15 protein-coding genes are annotated in these 16,446 nt (G+C 61.4%); 12 read left to right on the plus strand and 3 right to left on the minus strand.

The window, feature by feature from the left end; genetic code table 11:
- Positions 1-215: 215 nt before the first annotated feature.
- Positions 216-2,276 (plus strand): dihydrolipoyl dehydrogenase, encoded by a 2,061-nt coding sequence (lpdA, locus tag G3O01_RS18260; protein WP_205806541.1) that lies wholly within the window; start codon positions 216-218, stop codon positions 2,274-2,276.
- Positions 2,277-3,388: 1,112 nt separating this feature from the next.
- On the opposite strand, the gene G3O01_RS18265 is transcribed toward lpdA, so the two are convergent.
- Positions 3,389-3,973 carry a phasin family protein gene (locus G3O01_RS18265; RefSeq protein ID WP_035990605.1) on the minus strand — a complete coding sequence of 195 codons (585 nt, stop codon included), beginning with the start codon at positions 3,971-3,973 and terminating at the stop codon, positions 3,389-3,391.
- A 773-nt stretch (positions 3,974-4,746) separates the two neighbouring features.
- Between G3O01_RS18265 and pbpG the strand changes: the two genes are divergently transcribed.
- Entirely contained in the window at positions 4,747-5,910 is a 1,164-nt protein-coding gene (pbpG, locus tag G3O01_RS18270) for a D-alanyl-D-alanine endopeptidase (protein ID WP_205806542.1), read from the plus strand.
- A 66-nt stretch (positions 5,911-5,976) separates the two neighbouring features.
- Here the strand turns inward: pbpG and G3O01_RS18275 are convergent, their stop codons facing one another.
- Positions 5,977-6,789: an IclR family transcriptional regulator gene (locus G3O01_RS18275; RefSeq protein ID WP_205806543.1), complete on the minus strand. Its 813-nt coding sequence runs from the start codon at positions 6,787-6,789 to the stop codon at positions 5,977-5,979.
- A 189-nt stretch (positions 6,790-6,978) separates the two neighbouring features.
- Between G3O01_RS18275 and G3O01_RS18280 the strand changes: the two genes are divergently transcribed.
- Both G3O01_RS18280 and G3O01_RS18285 read left to right on the plus strand, forming a co-directional pair.
- Positions 6,979-7,701: a (Fe-S)-binding protein gene (locus tag G3O01_RS18280; RefSeq protein ID WP_205806544.1), complete on the plus strand. Its 723-nt coding sequence runs from the start codon at positions 6,979-6,981 to the stop codon at positions 7,699-7,701.
- A gap of 66 nt (positions 7,702-7,767) precedes the next feature.
- Positions 7,768-9,180 (plus strand): lactate utilization protein B, encoded by a 1,413-nt coding sequence (locus G3O01_RS18285; RefSeq protein WP_205806545.1) that lies wholly within the window; start codon positions 7,768-7,770, stop codon positions 9,178-9,180.
- A gap of 108 nt (positions 9,181-9,288) precedes the next feature.
- On the opposite strand, the gene G3O01_RS18290 is transcribed toward G3O01_RS18285, so the two are convergent.
- Positions 9,289-9,795: a hypothetical protein gene (locus G3O01_RS18290; protein WP_205806546.1), complete on the minus strand. Its 507-nt coding sequence runs from the start codon at positions 9,793-9,795 to the stop codon at positions 9,289-9,291.
- Positions 9,796-10,067: 272 nt separating this feature from the next.
- Between G3O01_RS18290 and G3O01_RS18295 the strand changes: the two genes are divergently transcribed.
- The 8 genes from G3O01_RS18295 (at position 10,068) to hscA (ending at position 16,408) form a co-directional block, all read left to right on the plus strand.
- Complete coding sequence (locus G3O01_RS18295) at positions 10,068-10,295, plus strand: hypothetical protein (protein ID WP_205806547.1); 228 nt, start codon at positions 10,068-10,070, stop codon at positions 10,293-10,295.
- A 104-nt stretch (positions 10,296-10,399) separates the two neighbouring features.
- On the plus strand, positions 10,400-10,927 hold the full coding sequence (locus G3O01_RS18300; RefSeq protein WP_205806548.1) for a low molecular weight protein-tyrosine-phosphatase: 528 nt from the start codon (positions 10,400-10,402) through the stop codon (positions 10,925-10,927).
- Positions 10,928-11,037: 110 nt separating this feature from the next.
- Positions 11,038-11,562 (plus strand): Fe-S cluster assembly transcriptional regulator IscR, encoded by a 525-nt coding sequence (gene iscR / locus G3O01_RS18305; protein WP_205806549.1) that lies wholly within the window; start codon positions 11,038-11,040, stop codon positions 11,560-11,562.
- A gap of 67 nt (positions 11,563-11,629) precedes the next feature.
- Positions 11,630-12,853 carry an IscS subfamily cysteine desulfurase gene (locus G3O01_RS18310; protein ID WP_205806550.1) on the plus strand — a complete coding sequence of 408 codons (1,224 nt, stop codon included), beginning with the start codon at positions 11,630-11,632 and terminating at the stop codon, positions 12,851-12,853.
- Positions 12,854-12,918: 65 nt separating this feature from the next.
- Entirely contained in the window at positions 12,919-13,335 is a 417-nt protein-coding gene (iscU, locus tag G3O01_RS18315) for a Fe-S cluster assembly scaffold IscU (protein ID WP_205806551.1), read from the plus strand.
- 152 nt (positions 13,336-13,487) lie between these two features.
- Positions 13,488-13,811: an iron-sulfur cluster assembly protein IscA gene (gene iscA, locus G3O01_RS18320; RefSeq protein ID WP_029967490.1), complete on the plus strand. Its 324-nt coding sequence runs from the start codon at positions 13,488-13,490 to the stop codon at positions 13,809-13,811.
- 115 nt (positions 13,812-13,926) lie between these two features.
- On the plus strand, positions 13,927-14,454 hold the full coding sequence (gene hscB, locus G3O01_RS18325; protein WP_205806552.1) for a Fe-S protein assembly co-chaperone HscB: 528 nt from the start codon (positions 13,927-13,929) through the stop codon (positions 14,452-14,454).
- 82 nt (positions 14,455-14,536) lie between these two features.
- Entirely contained in the window at positions 14,537-16,408 is a 1,872-nt protein-coding gene (gene hscA / locus G3O01_RS18330; protein WP_205806553.1) for a Fe-S protein assembly chaperone HscA, read from the plus strand.
- Positions 16,409-16,446 lie beyond the last annotated feature (38 nt).

Here is a 16,446-nt window from a genome sequence, read left to right on the forward strand (position 1 = left end):
AGCGCTTTCGTTGAACCTGCTTTGTCGTCTCGCTTCATGCGTCGCCCCTGTGCGGGGCGGCACCTACTTTTCTTTGCCTCGGCAAAGAAAAGTAGGCAAAAGAAAGCCGAGTCCTTGGCGGACGGCATTGAGTCTTCGCTTGATGTCGGCGGTTATCTAAGCAAGGTTCTTCGCGACTCATCTTTCAACACGGTCAATAAGAGAAGGGGACACTAATGAGTCTCGTCGAAGTGAAGGTGCCGGACATCGGCGATTTCAAGGACGTCGATGTCATCGAAGTCAATATCAAGCCGGGCGACTCGATCGAACTCGAGCAGTCGCTGCTGACGCTCGAAACCGATAAGGCGTCGATGGAAGTGCCGAGCGAAGCGGTCGGCACGGTCAAGGAAGTCCGTGTGAAGTCGGGCGACAAGGTCTCGCAAGGCACCGTGATCGCCATCGTCGAAACGGCGGGCGAAGCCAAAGCTGCTAAAGAACCTGAGAAAGCCGCGCCTGCAGCCGCACCCGCTGCCGCACCGGCTGCAAGCGGCGGCAGCGTGCAGGAAATCAAAGTCCCCGATATCGGTGACTATAAAGATGTGCCCGTCATCGAAGTGTCGGTGAAGGTGGGCGACCGCGTCGAGAAGGAACAATCGCTCGTCACGCTCGAATCCGACAAGGCGACCATGGATGTGCCGAGCCCGGCCGCCGGCGTCGTCAAGGAAATCAAGGTCAAGGTCGGCGATAACGTGTCGGAAGGCACGGTGATTGTGTTGCTCGAAGGCGAAGGCGCGGCGGCTGCGCCCGCTCCGAAGGCAGCACCGGCGCCCGCTCCCGCTGCTGCATCGACGCCCGCGCCGCAAGCCGGCAGCTACTCGGGTTCCGCCGATATCGAATGCGACATGCTCGTGCTCGGCGCTGGCCCCGGCGGTTATTCGGCGGCGTTCCGTTCGGCCGACCTCGGGATGAAGACGGTGCTGGTCGAACGTTATTCGACGCTCGGCGGCGTGTGTCTGAACGTCGGTTGTATTCCGTCGAAGGCGCTGCTGCATACGGCGCTCGTGATCGACGAAGCGGCGGCGCTCGGTTCGCACGGCATTTCGTTCGGCAAGCCGCAGATCGATCTCGACAAGCTGCGCGACTTCAAGTCGGGTGTCGTCAAGAAACTGACGGGCGGTCTCGCGGGTATGGCGAAGGCGCGCAAGGTCGAAGTGGTGACGGGTGTCGGCACCTTCGTCGATCCGTATCACATGGAAGTGCAGGGCGAGAACGGCAAGAAGATCGTCAAGTTCAAGCAGGCGATCATCGCTGCGGGTTCGCAGGCCGTGAAGCTGCCGTTCATTCCGGAAGATCCGCGTGTGGTCGATTCGACGGGCGCGCTGGAGCTGCGTCAGTTGCCCAAGCGGATGCTGGTGATCGGCGGCGGCATTATCGGCCTGGAAATGGCGACGGTGTACGCGACGCTCGGCGCGCAGATCGACGTGGTCGAAATGCTCGATGGCCTGATGGCCGGCGCGGACCGCGATCTCGTGAAGGTCTGGGAGAAGTTCAACAGCAAGCGTTTCACCAACGTGATGCTGAAGACCAAAACGACGGCAGCGGAAGCGAAGCCGGACGGCATCTACGTGACGTTCGAAGGCGAGAAGGCCCCGGCCGAGCCGCAACGCTACGACCTCGTACTGGTTGCCGTGGGCCGCAGCCCGAACGGCAAGAAGATCGGCGCGGACAAGGCGGGCGTGGCGGTGACGGATCGCGGCTTCATCGAAGTCGACAAGCAGATGCGTACCAACGTGCCGCACATCTTCGCGATTGGCGATGTCGTTGGTCAGCCGATGCTGGCGCACAAGGCCGTGCACGAAGGCCACGTTGCGGCCGAAGCGGCGCATGGCGAGAAGGCTTACTTCGACGCGCTGCAGATTCCGTCGGTGGCTTACACCGATCCGGAAGTGGCCTGGGCGGGCAAGACGGAAGAGCAGTGCAAGGCCGAAGGCATCAAGTACGGCAAGGCGGTGTTCCCGTGGGCGGCTTCAGGTCGCGCGATCGCGAATGGTCGCGATGAGGGCTTTACGAAGCTTATCTTCGATGAAGAGACGCATCGTGTGATTGGTGGCGGGATTGTTGGTCTGAATGCCGGCGATCTGATCAGCGAAGTGTGTCTCGCGGTTGAGATGGGCGCTGATGCTACCGATATCGGCAAGACTATTCATCCGCATCCGACGCTTGGGGAGTCTGTTGGCATGGCTGCCGAACTGTATGAAGGTGTTTGTACGGATCTGCCGCCGCAGAAGAAGAAGTAACTCTTCGGTTTAGGTGGCCTTTGGGCTGCTTTGCCGATGATGATGGCGTGCTCTTTTTTGCGAAGAGTGCGCCGTTTTTCTTTTGGTTGTTGTCTTGCGACGCATTGATTGGTTTGCTTATGCGTTCGCTGGCATCCGCGTTTTGTCTTGCCTGCTTCATGCGTTGCCCCTGTGCGGGGCGGCACTTACTTTCTTTGCCGCCGCAAAGAAAGTAAGCAAAGAAAGCGGGCTAACACCGCTAATTCTTGACCACCGCCTGAGGGCCCCCAACAGTTCCTCTCCTTCAAACGGCAACTTCTCAGTTACCGCCCGTTGCCAGCGCTCCGAACCTGCGCCTCACCCACTTCAATCACCCGTACAACTGCCAGCGGCAGCGAATGGTTGATGCCGCCCAGGTGGCAAACAGTGTGTAGGTCGTAGTGCCGCAGGTGTCGGCGCTCTTACGACACCGATCGTGTTTTTCAGTCTGGAGTGAAACGTGTATGGCGCGAAAGCCGACACACAGTTTGCCGCTATAGAACGTGGGAGATTTGATCGCGCGTGTGGCGACGCGGGAGTGTGAAGCGGGTGAGGCGCCGTTTCGAGGCGCTGGCAACGGGCAGTGAAAAGCAGGTTGCCGTGTGAAGCGGAGGACCCGTTGGGGGCCCTCAGGCGGGAACAAGAATTGGCGGTGTTCAGCGGCTTTCTTTTGCCTACTTTTCTTTGCCGCGGCAAAGAAAAGTAGGTGCCGCCCCGCACAGGGGCGACGCCTGGAGCACCAGTAACAAAACGCGGATGCCAGCGAAAGCAAACGCAAAAACCAAAAAGCAAACACAAAAACCAAAAGCCCAACCTCAAAGCCGCCAGCAAGGCAAAACCAAACCAAACCAAACCCAAAAACCGGCGAACGACGTGAGCCAAAAAAAATCCCGGCCTAAGCCGGGCAAACGATACGCTGTTTAACGTATCGGAGCGTCTGGCCGCTCGGTCGTCGAAGTGAATCTCGACACCCAGCGGCGCTGTTCATCAACCGCCAGTCACTTCGACAGTGTATCTCGCGGCTGCGCGCCGACAGATGATGGGGCATCCGTCAACGCGCAGGTGAAGCCCGATCCGTTGAATCCGTTACGTTCTTAGACAGCAGCCTTCTTGGCCGAAGCTGCCGTGCGCGAAGCCTGTGCAGCAGCTTGCGACGCAGCCTTCGATGCAGCCGTAGCAGCCGCATTGAAGTTGCTTTCAGCGATTTCGACAGCTTGCTTCGTTGCCTTGTGAACCGTTTCGTACGTCGTGTTCGCAGCCGTGATGGCCGACTTGATCACGGCGACAGCCGTTTCCGAACCTGCCGGTGCGTTCTTCGCAACATTCTCGACGAGCGCCTGAACCTTCTTGTTCTGCTCTTCGTATTGCGCTTCAGCAACGCGTGCGAATTCAGCTTGCGTAGCCGATGCGATTTCGTACAGATGACGGCCATACGACAGAACCTTCTCTGCCACCGGCTGCGTCAGGCTCGCTTGCAGTGCGAGCAGTTCCTGCGCGTCCTTCACGGACAGCGCGCGTTGTGCGTTTTCCTGGCCTTCAGCGATCGTCGACTTGACGACTTGCAGATTCAGCTCGACCAGCTTTTCGACGCCTTCGAATGCCTTCGAGGTCAGGCCGAACAGGGTTTCGAGGTTGGCCTTCTGTGCTGCGGCGAATTGCTCGGGGGTCAGCAGAGTCATGTTTACGCTCCTGGAATACCGGCCCGTCTGGCGCGGACCGAGTTGGGTTAACTGCGGAAGTGAATTCGAATCGCTGGTCCGCAGTTCATTGTGCGTCGCAGCAACGGTTCCCATTTTAGGACGCCGCCGATAGATGTCAAGGACTTTTTTGTGCAACGCACAACGCATAGAAATTACTAATAAAACAATACGTTATGTAGTGTTTATGACATTGTGGTGAAGCGCGTGCACATTAGGGTTTGCACCGATGTGGTGCGGCACAAAACGTGGTCTCTCAAGCCCAGTAAGGACCAGGAACGCGCCGACGGCGCATTTTCGAGCAAAAAGGTAAAATTCTCAGGTAAACCGAAAACCGTAGCGGAACGTTAAATTCCCATCCCGGTCGAACGCGCGGCGTGCTGTTTCGCAGTAGTCGCTTAAGAGCAGGCTGGCTCGCGGCGTCCTGGTTGCGTGAACGGTGCGGCAGGACGCATGTGCCGGACGCTTGCAGCTGGATCGTAGTGCCATCCGTACGCGACCGTACTTCCCCTGATCAAGTTTGTATCGAATATGCCGATATGCTGAACGAGTGAGAGTCCTTCAGCGATATTGGCGGTGGCAACTTGCCGATGCGTCATTGGTATTTTCGATGGTGCGCATGCAACTTATTGCCTTTTCCCAATCGAGCCTGACAACTCGGTTTAAGGACTGTCGATAAGTGCTTAATATTGCTAATTTTTAACCGTTTTACTACACTGGCGGAAAACTCTCTCGCCGCTCCAACCAGAACACCAATGAAAACCGACATGTTTTCGTCACTGAAAGTGATGCACGGCGCGGCGCTCAGCACCGCTCTATCGGTGGCTGCCTCGGTGGTCATCGCAGCGGCTTTTGCCGCGCCGGTGGACGCATTTGCCGCATCCGCCACGGCTCCCGCCAAGTCGGCGAAAGCCGGCAAGAAGTCCTCGAAGAAGGCGGCTGCCGAGAAAGTCTCGAGCAAGTCGTCGAAGGCCGTGCAGGCCGCCGCGAAGGACGACGACGAGCCCCGCACCGTTTCGAAGAAGCGCCGCGTGTCGTACACGGTGAATGGCCGCCATCACTCGGTCGTGCGCCGCGTCGCGTATGAGCCGCGCCAGCCTTCGGTCGGCACGGCATTCGGCCTGCACGAAACGCCGGACGCGCTGATGCTGCGCTCCAGCGTCGCCTACGTGGTCGACCAGAACACGTCGGAGTCGCTGTTCGACAAGAACTCGCGTGCCGTCGTGCCCATCGCGTCGATCACCAAGCTGATGACGGCGATGGTCGTGCTCGATTCGAAGTCAGCGATGACCGAGCAGATCGAAGTCACGGACGAAGACCGCGACTACGAGAAGAACACCGGTTCGCGCCTGTCTGTCGGTTCGGTGCTCTCGCGTGAAGACATGCTGCACATCGCCCTGATGGCGTCGGAAAACCGCGCGGCGGCTGCGTTGTCACGTTATTTCCCGGGCGGCCGTCCCGCTTTCATGGCGGCGATGAACGCGAAAGCGAAGTCGCTTGGCATGAGCGACACGCACTTCGAAAACCCGACGGGCCTGACGAGCCAGAACGTGTCGAGCGCACGCGATCTCGTGAAGATGGTCAACGCTGCGTATCAATACCCGATGATCCGCAAGTTTTCGACCGATCGCAGCTACGACGTGTACACCGGCAAGCGCACGATCGCCTACAACAGCACGAACGCGCTGGTGCGCAACTCGTCGTGGGATATCGGCCTGCAGAAGACGGGCTTCATCAACGAAGCGGGTGAATGCCTCGTCATGCAGGCAACCATCCACGACCGCCCGATGATCATGGTGTTGCTCGATTCGTCGGGCAAGTACTCGCGTTTCGCGGATGCGCAGCGTCTGCGCACGTGGATCGACAACGGCGGCGAGCAGCGCATCACGAGCGCGGACGCCAACGGCGCCGGCACCTGAGCGTAAGCCGCCAACAAAAAGCCCCGCAATGCGGGGCTTTTTTTATGCGTCGGCGAGAAGGGAAGTTCAGTGTGCCGTCGACTGCGCGGAGGTATTCGCGTGCTGCACCTGCGGGTGATAACCGAGCGATTCGGAAATGACCAGCGCAGTCTTGCTCAACTGACCGAGCCACGAGTCTTGCAGACGATCGGCGGGAGCGGATAGCGACAGCCCTGCGACGAGCTTGCCCGTATCGTCGTAAATGCCCGCCGCGATACAGCGCACGCCGAGTTCCAGTTCTTCGTTATCGCGCGCGCACGCCTGCTGGCGCACGTGCGACAGCTCGCGTTCGAGCTTGCTGAGATCCGTGATGCTGTTTTGCGTGTGGCCCGACAGGCCCGTGCGAGTAGCGTAGGCGCGCACGCGGGTCGATTCGTCGGCGGCGAGGAACAGCTTGCCGACGGACGTCAGATGCAGCGGCGCCCGGCCGCCGATCGCGCGCACCACCTGCATGCCCGATCGCTCAGAATAGGCGCGTTCGATATAGACGATCTCGTCGCCCTGACGCACCGAAAGATTGACCGTCTGGCCCGTGAGCCGGTGCAGCTCGCGCATCGGCATCAGCGCCGCGTCGCGTACCGACAGGCGCGCCTTCACGAGATTGCCCAGTTCCAGCAGCCGCATGCCGAGACGATAGGTGCCGGGGTCCGACCGATCGACCAGCCGGCAAGTCACCATATCGTTCAGGATGCGATGGGCGGTGGACGGGTGCAGATCGGTGCGCTGCGCGAGTTCCTTCAGGCTGACCGGGTCGCTATGCGCGGCGAGGGCATCCAGCAGGCGCATCATGCGCTCGATCACCTGGATCGACGTTTTGGGGTCCGGGCTCGTATCGCTCATAAGACTAAACGGTTGACGCGTCAAACAGCGGAAAAACGATTGTATCTCGTATTGTGAAAAAAGCGAACGCCGTTGGAGACGATCCTCGAATCTCATTATTTGGCGGTTCATTGCGCATAGGGGCCGTTACGCGTTGGTATTGCGCGCCAAACAGCGGATAATCGGGGACGTTTCCCCGGAGGAGCACACATGCGAGTCGGTTTTTTCGTCACCTGCCTGATCGATCTGATGCGCCCCGAAATCGGCTTTTCCGCGATCAAGCTGATCGAGCGCGCGGGCTTCGAAGTGTTCGTGCCGCCGGCGCAAACGTGCTGCGGGCAACCCGCCTATAACTCCGGCGACCGGCGCATCGCGCGCGATCTCGCGGAAAAGACGCTGCGCGAATTCGAGCAATATGACTACGTGGTCGTGCCGTCCGGATCGTGCGGCGGGATGATCCGCGCGCACTACGGCGATCTGTTCGCCGACGATCCCGAACTGATGGGGCGCTACGCGCGCCTGCGTCCGAAGGTTTACGAGCTGACCGATTTTCTCGCCAACGTCGCGAAGATCGAACTGACGCCGGGCGAATTCCACGGGCCCGTGACCTATCACGATTCCTGTTCGGGCTTGCGCGAACTGGGCGTCAAGCAGCAACCGCGCGAGCTGCTCGCACAGGCGGGCGTCGCCGTGACCGAGATGAAGGATTGCGAGCACTGCTGCGGTTTTGGCGGTACGTTTGCGCTGAAGTTCGGCGATATCTCGACGGCCATCGTCGATGAAAAGTGCGCGAATATTCAGGCAAGCGGCGCGCAGGCCGTCGTGCTGGGCGATCTCGGCTGCATGCTGAATATCGAAGGGCGCCTGCGGCGCACGGGCGATACGACCACGCGCGTGCTGCACATCGCGCAGGTGCTCGCGGGCGACGCCTGAGCAGCCACTTCCGTTGTTTGCCTGACTAGCGGCAGATCACCTACCTAACCGATCATCAGGGCCGTCATGCAAGTCCAAACGATGCAGTTCAAGGCGCGCGCGGGCCAGAAACTCGCTGACCAGCGCCTGCAGCAGAACCTGACCAAACTATCGACGAAATTCGTTTCGGCGCGCGCGTCGGCGATGACCGCGATCGATTTTCCCGCCACGCGCGCCGCGCTGAAAGAGCGCCGCAACCGCGCGCTGGAGAACCTCGACGTGTGGCTCGAAACCTTCGAGCGCGAAGCGACGCGGCGCGGCGTCACCGTGCTGTTTGCCGAGACCACGGCGGAAGCCGCGAAGCTCGTCGCCGATATAGCGCGCAAGCACGATGTGAAGAAGGTGATCAAGACGAAGTCGATGGTGTCCGAGGAAATGCGCCTGAATGAGGTGCTCGGACAGATGGGCGTGCAGTCGATCGAAACCGATCTCGGCGAATACATCCTGCAGATCAACGACAACGAGCCGCCAAGCCACATCATTGCGCCCGTCGTTCACAAGGACAAGGAAGAGATCGCCGACCTGTTCGCGAAGACGCACCAGAAGCCGCGTCTCACGGAAATCCCCGAAATGACGCGCGAGGCGCGCGAGATGCTGCGCCCGCACTTCATGACGGCCGACATGGGCGTGACGGGCGGCAACTTCGTGATCGCGGAGACGGGCTCGGTCGCGCTCGTTACGAATGAAGGCAACGAAGGCATGTGTACGGTGATGCCGCGCGTGCATGTTGCCGTGACGGGCATCGAAAAGGTGCTGCCTACGCTGGAAGATCTCGCCACGGCGATGCGCCTGTTGCCGCGCTCGGCAACAGGCCAGGATGTCTCGAACTATTTCTCGGTGCTGACGGGCCCGCGCCGCGCAGGCGATCAGGACGGGCCGGAGCATATGTACGTGGTGCTCGTCGATGGCGGGCGTACCGGGCTGATCGGCGGCGACTTTCAGGAGATGCTGCGCTGTATCCGTTGCGGCGCGTGCATGAACCACTGTCCCGTGTATCAGAAGGTCGGCGGCCATGCGTATGGCTGGGTGTATCCGGGGCCGATGGGCTCGGTGTTGACGCCGAGTTATGTCGGTATCGAAAAGGCGCTCGATCTGCCGCAAGCCGCGACGCTATGCGGTGAATGCAATAGCGTGTGTCCCGTCGGCATTCCTTTGTCGGACCTGTTACGCAAGCTGCGTGAGCGCCAGATGGAGCGGCATCTGCGGCCATGGCAGGAGCGCTTCGGACTGGCCGTCTGGGGCTATCTGGCAATGCACCCGACTGCGTACGGACTGTTCACGAAGCTCGCGGTGCGGATTCTCGAGCGGATGGGCGGCGGCCGGAAGTCGATCGCCAAGCTGCCGCTTGGCGCCGGCTGGACCAATACGCGTGAGATGCCGGCGCCTGTCGGTCGTACCTTCCGCGAGTTGTACGCGGCGAGCAAAACGCATATCGGCTGAAGCGTCTGCTCAGACCTTGCCAATGAAAGAGGCTGCATCGCGTCATGCGATGCAGCCTCTTTTTTTTTCAGTTTGCCCGGCGATCTTCATGCCGACCGCGAAGGGAATTCAATGCGGTCTGCCGCCTTCGTTATTCCACGCCTGACCGCCGCCCTGGTTGCCACGATTGCCGCCGCCGCGCTGCGGCTGCCCTGAGCCCGCCTGCGCGGGCGGACGGTTCCCATGCCAGCCACCGCCTGAATTGCCGCCGGGGTTCGGCGGAGGCGGCGGGTTGCCTGCCTGCGGCGGCTGGCCGCGAGGCGGGCCGCCGTTGTTGCCGTGTCCGTTGCCGTTCCAGTTGCCGCGATTGTAGTTGCCGTGGTCATAGCCGCGGCCGCCCCAGTAGCGGCGATCGTAGTCGTTCCCCGAATACCCGCCCCCGCCGAAGCCGAGGAACAGGCTCGATTGGACGGGCGGCTCGGCGTAGCCATATGCGGGCGCACCGTAGCCATCGTAATAGCCACCGTCGTAGCCGTAAGCGGGTGCGCCGGCGTACGGATACGCGCAGCCACCGAGCGCTGCCACGGCGCACAGTGCGGCGGCAGTTGAAGCGAGAGAAGGAATAAGACGTTTCATTTGGGTGTTAAGACAGGCGAGGGGCGCACTGTTCATATAGCTATTTGTAGCGCTAGCCGAGTATTACCTGTGTGTGCTTTTGTAAGGAAGTCTTTCGGCAGCCGAAAGATATCCCATCCATGCCTCGCATTGCCAGTGCTTCACCCGACTGTTCATCTGGGCGCAACGCAGTGTTTTGTTGGGGCGGGTTTATCCGGATTGCGTCCTCATTTACCATTTCGACTGGGCAAAGTGCGTCTGTGCACTGTGGCCCGCCTTTAGAGAACGACATCATGAAAAAGAAAATATCGGTGTATTGGCCTTTGGCCGTCGTCGTGCCGCTTGCGGCAGTTGCTTACCTTCATCTGTATAACGGCGCCGCTGCGCAGTCGCCGCTTGCGGCTGAGCGTGTATCGGCTGAACTGGCGCGCACGGTTTCGTATGGATTCGTCGGCGGCGAGGCCGCGATGCCCGTCGACACGATGCCCGCGGCATCGCGCATGTCCGCCCAGCCGATGTGAACTGCACGGGCTGGCGTGCTGCCGGCGTGATTTTGCACGGCTTTGTATAATCGCGGCACCGTTTCACCACTTATGACATTTGCGGCTGAGCCGCTCAGCCATCGATGAAAACCGTCGCCATCTGCTTCGTGTGCCTTGGGAACATCTGCCGTTCCCCGACTGCGGAAGGCGTCATGCGGCACCTGCTGGCAGAGGCGAAGTTGGCGGATCGCGTAAGCGTCGATTCCGCGGGCACGGGTGACTGGCATATCGGCGAAGCACCTGACGAGCGAGCGCAGCGCGCCGCGAAAAACCGCGGTTACGATTTGTCGATATTTCGTGGCCGTCAGATCACCGTGGCCGACTTCGAGCGCTTCGATCTGATCATCGCGATGGACGACAAGAATGTCGCCGCGCTCAGACAAGTTTGTCCGCCAGCGCAGCGCGACAAGATTCGTCTGCTGATGGAATTTGCGACTGACGCAGGCACGGCGGTCGCGAAAGGCGCGGAAAAGCGCGCGCCAGGTTTCGATTCACGCGAAGTCGTCGATCCGTATTTCGGCGGCGGCGAGGGCTTCGAAACCGTGCTGGACCAGTGCGAAGCCGCCTGCCGTGGCCTGATCGCGGCACTGCGGCCCCAATTGACCCTGTAAGGCAAGTTTTCGTTAAGTAAATGACCCAAATCGAGATAGGGATACTTGACTAAATCCGTCATGTATTTATACTTGACCAAACTTGTCGAGAATTGCGGTTCCCACCACATATGAGACTCACCACGAAAGGCCGTTTCGCCGTCACGGCGATGATCGACCTGGCATTGCGCCAGGAGCAGGGCCCGGTGACGCTTGCAGGTATCAGCCAGCGCCAGCACATCTCCCTGTCCTACCTCGAGCAGCTGTTTGGCAAGCTGCGCCGGCACGAGATCGTCGAATCCGTGCGCGGGCCGGGCGGCGGCTACAACCTCGCGCGCCGCGCGGAGGATGTGACGGTCGCGGACATCATCATTGCCGTCGACGAACCGCTCGACGCCACCCAGTGTGGCGGCAAGGGTACGTGTGAAGGCACGAAGCATCACGACGGCCACTGCATGACGCATGAGCTCTGGTCGACGCTGAACCAGAAGATGGTCGAGTATCTCGACTCCGTTTCCCTGAAAGACCTGGTCGACCAGCAGCGCTCGCGCGAAGGGTCGACGGCCGTGCTGCGCGACCGGCGCACCGAAGCACCCGCCGTCGAGCCGCGCGCGGTGCCGAAAGGCCCGAATTCCGTTTTCAACATGGCCGGCTGACAGAGCGCGCCCAGACGCGAACGTTAGCAACACGAAGCCATAAGCACTGATGTCCCCGGAGCGATTGATGAACAACGACATTCCCCACCTGCCCATTTACATGGACTACAGCGCAACGACGCCCGTCGATCCGCGCGTGGTGGACAAGATGATTCCGTACCTGCGCGAGCAGTTCGGCAACCCGGCATCGCGCAGCCACGCCTACGGCTGGGACGCGGAACGTGCCGTCGAAGAAGCGCGCGAGAACGTCGCGGCGCTCGTCAACGCCGACCCGCGCGAAATCATCTGGACGTCGGGCGCAACGGAATCCGACAACCTGGCCATCAAGGGCGCTGCGCACTTCTACAAGGGCAAGGGCAAGCACATCATCACCGTGAAGACGGAGCACAAGGCTGTGCTCGACACCACGCGTGAGCTGGAGCGCGAAGGCTATGAAGTCACGTATCTCGACGTGAAGGACGACGGTCTGATCGACCTCGACGTGTTCAAGGCTGCGCTGCGCCCGGACACGATCCTCGTTTCCGTGATGCACGTGAACAACGAGATCGGCGTGGTGCAGGACATCGAGACGATCGGTGAAATCTGCCGCGAGAAGGGCATCATTTTCCACGTCGACGCCGCACAGTCGACGGGCAAGGTCGAGATCGACCTGCAGAAGCTGAAGGTCGACCTGATGTCGTTCTCGGCACACAAGACGTATGGCCCGAAGGGCATCGGCGCGCTGTACGTGCGCCGCAAGCCGCGCGTGCGCATCGAAGCGCAGATGCACGGCGGCGGTCACGAGCGCGGCATGCGTTCGGGCACGCTGGCGACGCACCAGATCGTCGGCATGGGCGAAGCGTTCCGTATCGCGCGTGAAGAAATGGCGACGGAGAACGAACGCATCCGCGCGCTGCGCGACAAGCTGCTGCGCGGCCTGAAGGAAATCGAAGAAACGTATGTGAACGGCGACATGGAAAAGCGTGTCCCGCACAACCTGAACATCAGCTTCAACTTCGTCGAAGGCGAATCGCTGATCATGGCGGTGAAGGACGTGGCCGTGTCGTCGGGTTCGGCCTGCACGTCGGCTTCGCTGGAGCCGTCGTACGTGCTGCGCGCGCTGGGCCGCAACGACGAGCTGGCACACAGCTCGATCCGCTTCACGGTCGGCCGCTTCACGACGGAGCAGGACGTCGATTACGTCATCAACCTGCTGAAGAGCAAGATTGCGAAGCTGCGCGATCTGTCGCCGCTGTGGGAAATGCACAAGGACGGCATCGATATTTCGACCATCCAGTGGGCCGCGCACTAAACGTGCACTGAGCGCCCGGACAGGCGAACACGAACGCAGGTTGAATCGAATCAAGGAGTCACAAAATGGCATACAGCGATAAGGTCCTGGACCACTACGAAAATCCGCGCAACGTCGGTTCGTTCGCGAAAGACGACGACACGGTCGGCACCGGCATGGTCGGCGCGCCCGCTTGCGGCGACGTGATGAAGCTGCAGATCCGCGTCGGTGCGGATGGCGTGATCGAAGACGCGAAGTTCAAGACGTACGGCTGCGGTTCGGCGATCGCGTCGAGCTCGCTCGTGACGGAATGGGTGAAGGGCAAGACGCTTGATCAGGCGCTGTCGATCAAGAACACGCAGATCGCCGAAGAACTGGCGCTGCCGCCCGTGAAGATCCACTGCTCGATCCTCGCGGAAGACGCGATCAAGGCAGCGGTCGCCGACTACAAGCAGCGTCACGGCGACACGGCTGATGCAGCGAAGGCCGAGCAGTCGGCTTAAGCGGGCTTTAGCGGCGTTGCGAACAACGCGCAAAGTGGCACGGCGTGGCGCCGGATCCTCGAATCCGACGCCCACCGCAACGATTTGAGAAGCAGGCAGGGTCGCGACACGCATCGTGAGGAACGACAGCGTGCCGCACATTGAGAAACGCTATGGCAATTACGTTGACCGAAAAGGCAGCACAACACGTGCAGAAATATCTGATCCGACGCGGCAAGGGCGTCGGGCTTCGGCTCGGTGTGCGCACGACGGGTTGCTCGGGCCTCGCATACAAGCTCGAGTACGTCGATGAACTCGCGCCCGAAGACGAAGTGTTCGAATGCAACGGCGTGAAGATCATTGTCGACCCGAAGAGCCTTGCTTATATCGACGGCACGGAACTCGATTTCGCACGCGAAGGGCTGAACGAAGGCTTCAAGTTCAACAACCCGAACGTGAAGGACGAGTGCGGCTGCGGCGAATCGTTCCGCGTGTAAGCGCGCGAGTCATGCTGAAAAGGCGGCCTGTGCCGCCTTTTTTCAATTTCGCCGCGCAATTGCACGTCGCTCTTACGGAGCTGACCTGCGCCCTTTGGATGGACAAAGTAACCTGATGGCCTCGCTGAACGACAGTCACTTCAAACTCTTCGATCTGCCCGAGCAGTTCGCGCTGGACGCATCCGCTTTGGACCACGCGTATCGCACGGTGCAGGCGCAGGTGCATCCGGACCGCTTCGCCGCGGCAGGCGACGCGCAAAAGCGCATCGCGATGCAATGGGCGACGCGCGCGAACGAGGCGTATCAGACGCTGCGCGATCCGCTCAAGCGCGCGCGCTATCTGCTGTCGCTGCGCGGCGTCGACGTCGGCGCGGAGAACAACACGGCGATGGAGCCGGCGTTCCTGATGCAGCAGATGGAATGGCGCGAGGCAATCGAAGATGCGTCGGCGGCGAAGAACGTCGATGCGCTGGATGCACTGCTTGGCGAACTGCGCGACGAAGAAAAAGTGCGCTTCACGAAGCTGGCCGCCTTGCTCGATAGCGACTCGAATCAGGCGGCAGGCGAAGCGGTGCGGCAATTGATGTTCATCGAACGCGTGGCGGCGGAAATCGGCACGCAGATCGAGCGGCTCGACAACTGACGCCGCGCGACAAACTGCCCAATCATCACGCGAACACACATGATCAGGACCGGGGCGAAGCAAACCCCGAAGAAGATTCCAGATGGCTTTACTGCAAATCTCTGAACCCGGCATGGCGCCCGCGCCGCACCAGCGGCGTCTCGCGGTCGGCATCGACCTCGGCACCACCAATTCCCTCGTCGCGGCTGTGCGCAGTGGCGTGCCCGACGTGTTGCCCGACGAAGATGGCCACTATCTGCTGCCGTCCGTCGTGCGGTATCTGGAGAAGGGCGGTCGGCGTATCGGCCGCGCGGCGAAAGCGGAAGCCGCCACCGATCCGCGTAACACGATCGTCTCCGTCAAGCGCTTCATGGGCCGCGGCAAGAGCGAAGTCGAGCACGCGGAAAACGCGCCGTACGATTTCGTCGATGCGCCGGGCATGGTGCAGATCCGTACCATCGACGGTGTGAAGAGTCCTGTCGAAGTGTCGGCGGAAATTCTCGCGACGCTGCGTTATCGCGCGGAAGACACGCTCGGCGACGAGCTGGTCGGCGCCGTGATCACGGTGCCCGCGTATTTCGACGAAGCACAGCGTCAGGCGACTAAAGATGCCGCGCGTCTCGCCGGCCTGAACGTGCTGCGTCTGCTGAACGAGCCGACGGCGGCTGCAATCGCTTACGGTCTCGATAACGGCGCGGAAGGTCTGTTCGCGGTGTACGACCTTGGCGGCGGCACGTTCGATCTGTCCATTTTGAAGCTGACGAAGGGCGTCTTCGAAGTGCTCGCGGCGGGCGGCGATTCGGCGCTCGGCGGCGACGACTTCGATCACGCGCTGTATCGGCACGTCCTGGAAAAGGCGAACGTGCCCGCGCAGTCGTTGACGCCGGAAGACGTGCGTCTGCTGCTCGACACCGTGCGCGTGACGAAGGAAGCCTTGTCGTCGGCCACGAGCGCGTCCGTTCAGGCGACGCTCGCCAATGGCACGAAGATCGACGTCACCGTCGATGACGCAACCTTCGAAACGATCACGCAGGCGCTCGTGCAGCGCACGCTCGGACCCACGAAGAAGGCTCTGCGCGACGCGAAGCTGACGCCCGCCGAGATCAACGGCGTTGTCCTCGTTGGCGGCGCGACGCGCATGCCCGTGATCCGCCGCGCGGTCGAAAATTTCTTCGGCCAGCCGCCGCTGACCAATCTCGACCCGGATCAGGTCGTCGCGCTTGGCGCGGCGATCCAGGCCGATCTGCTCGCGGGCAACCGCGGCGCCGACGGCGACGACTGGCTGCTGCTCGACGTGATCCCGCTGTCGCTCGCCGTCGAAACGATGGGCGGCCTCTCCGAGAAAATTATCCCGCGCAATTCGACGATTCCCGTCGCGCGCGCGCAGGAATTCACGACCTTCAAGGACGGTCAGACGGCGATGGCGATCCACGTCGTCCAGGGCGAACGCGAGCTCGTGTCCGATTGCCGTTCGCTCGCGCGCTTCGAGCTGCGCGGCATTCCGCCGATGGCAGCGGGCGCGGCGCGCATCCGCGTCACCTATCAGGTCGATGCAGACGGGCTGCTGTCCGTGTTCGCACGCGAACAGCATTCGGGCGTGGAAGCGTCGGTGGTGGTGAAGCCGTCGTACGGTCTCGCCGATGACGACGTCGCGCGCATGCTCGAAGACAGCTTCAAGACGGCCGAAGTCGATATGCGCGCACGGGCACTGCGCGAGGCGCAGGTCGAAGCGCAGCGCCTGATCGAAGCAACGGAAGCGGCGCTTGCCGCCGACGGCGAACTGCTCGACGCCGACGAACGCACGACACTCGAAGGCCTCGTCGACGCGCTGCGCGATGTTGCGCCCAGCGACGACGTCGACGCAATCGAGGCCACGACGAAGACGCTCGCCGAAGGCACCGACGAATTCGCCGCACGCCGGATGGACAAGAGCATTCGACGTGCGCTCGCGGGCCGCAAGCTCGACGAAATCTGATTCACGCGGCGCGCGCCAAAAACGGCCGCGCCACCCGT

This window comes from Burkholderia sp. Ac-20365, assembly GCF_017104715.1.
Taxonomy (GTDB): domain Bacteria; phylum Pseudomonadota; class Gammaproteobacteria; order Burkholderiales; family Burkholderiaceae; genus Paraburkholderia.

Bases quoted from the DNA above. Each gene is read 5' to 3' on its own strand.
- G3O01_RS18275 (WP_205806543.1), bottom strand. From the start codon at position 6,789: ATGAGCGATACGAGCCCGGACCCCAAAACGTCGATCCAGGTGATCGAG.
- G3O01_RS18295 (WP_205806547.1), top strand. From the start codon at position 10,068: ATGAAAAAGAAAATATCGGTGTATTGGCCTTTGGCCGTCGTCGTGCCG.
- G3O01_RS18265 (WP_035990605.1), bottom strand. From the start codon at position 3,973: ATGACTCTGCTGACCCCCGAGCAATTCGCCGCAGCACAGAAGGCCAAC.
- lpdA (WP_205806541.1), top strand. From the start codon at position 216: ATGAGTCTCGTCGAAGTGAAGGTGCCGGACATCGGCGATTTCAAGGAC.
- iscR (WP_205806549.1), top strand. From the start codon at position 11,038: ATGAGACTCACCACGAAAGGCCGTTTCGCCGTCACGGCGATGATCGAC.
- pbpG (WP_205806542.1), top strand. From the start codon at position 4,747: ATGAAAACCGACATGTTTTCGTCACTGAAAGTGATGCACGGCGCGGCG.
- G3O01_RS18285 (WP_205806545.1), top strand. From the start codon at position 7,768: ATGCAAGTCCAAACGATGCAGTTCAAGGCGCGCGCGGGCCAGAAACTC.
- G3O01_RS18310 (WP_205806550.1), top strand. From the start codon at position 11,630: ATGAACAACGACATTCCCCACCTGCCCATTTACATGGACTACAGCGCA.
- hscB (WP_205806552.1), top strand. From the start codon at position 13,927: ATGGCCTCGCTGAACGACAGTCACTTCAAACTCTTCGATCTGCCCGAG.
- G3O01_RS18280 (WP_205806544.1), top strand. From the start codon at position 6,979: ATGCGAGTCGGTTTTTTCGTCACCTGCCTGATCGATCTGATGCGCCCC.
- hscA (WP_205806553.1), top strand. From the start codon at position 14,537: ATGGCTTTACTGCAAATCTCTGAACCCGGCATGGCGCCCGCGCCGCAC.
- G3O01_RS18300 (WP_205806548.1), top strand. From the start codon at position 10,400: ATGAAAACCGTCGCCATCTGCTTCGTGTGCCTTGGGAACATCTGCCGT.
- iscA (WP_029967490.1), top strand. From the start codon at position 13,488: ATGGCAATTACGTTGACCGAAAAGGCAGCACAACACGTGCAGAAATAT.
- G3O01_RS18290 (WP_205806546.1), bottom strand. From the start codon at position 9,795: ATGAAACGTCTTATTCCTTCTCTCGCTTCAACTGCCGCCGCACTGTGC.
- iscU (WP_205806551.1), top strand. From the start codon at position 12,919: ATGGCATACAGCGATAAGGTCCTGGACCACTACGAAAATCCGCGCAAC.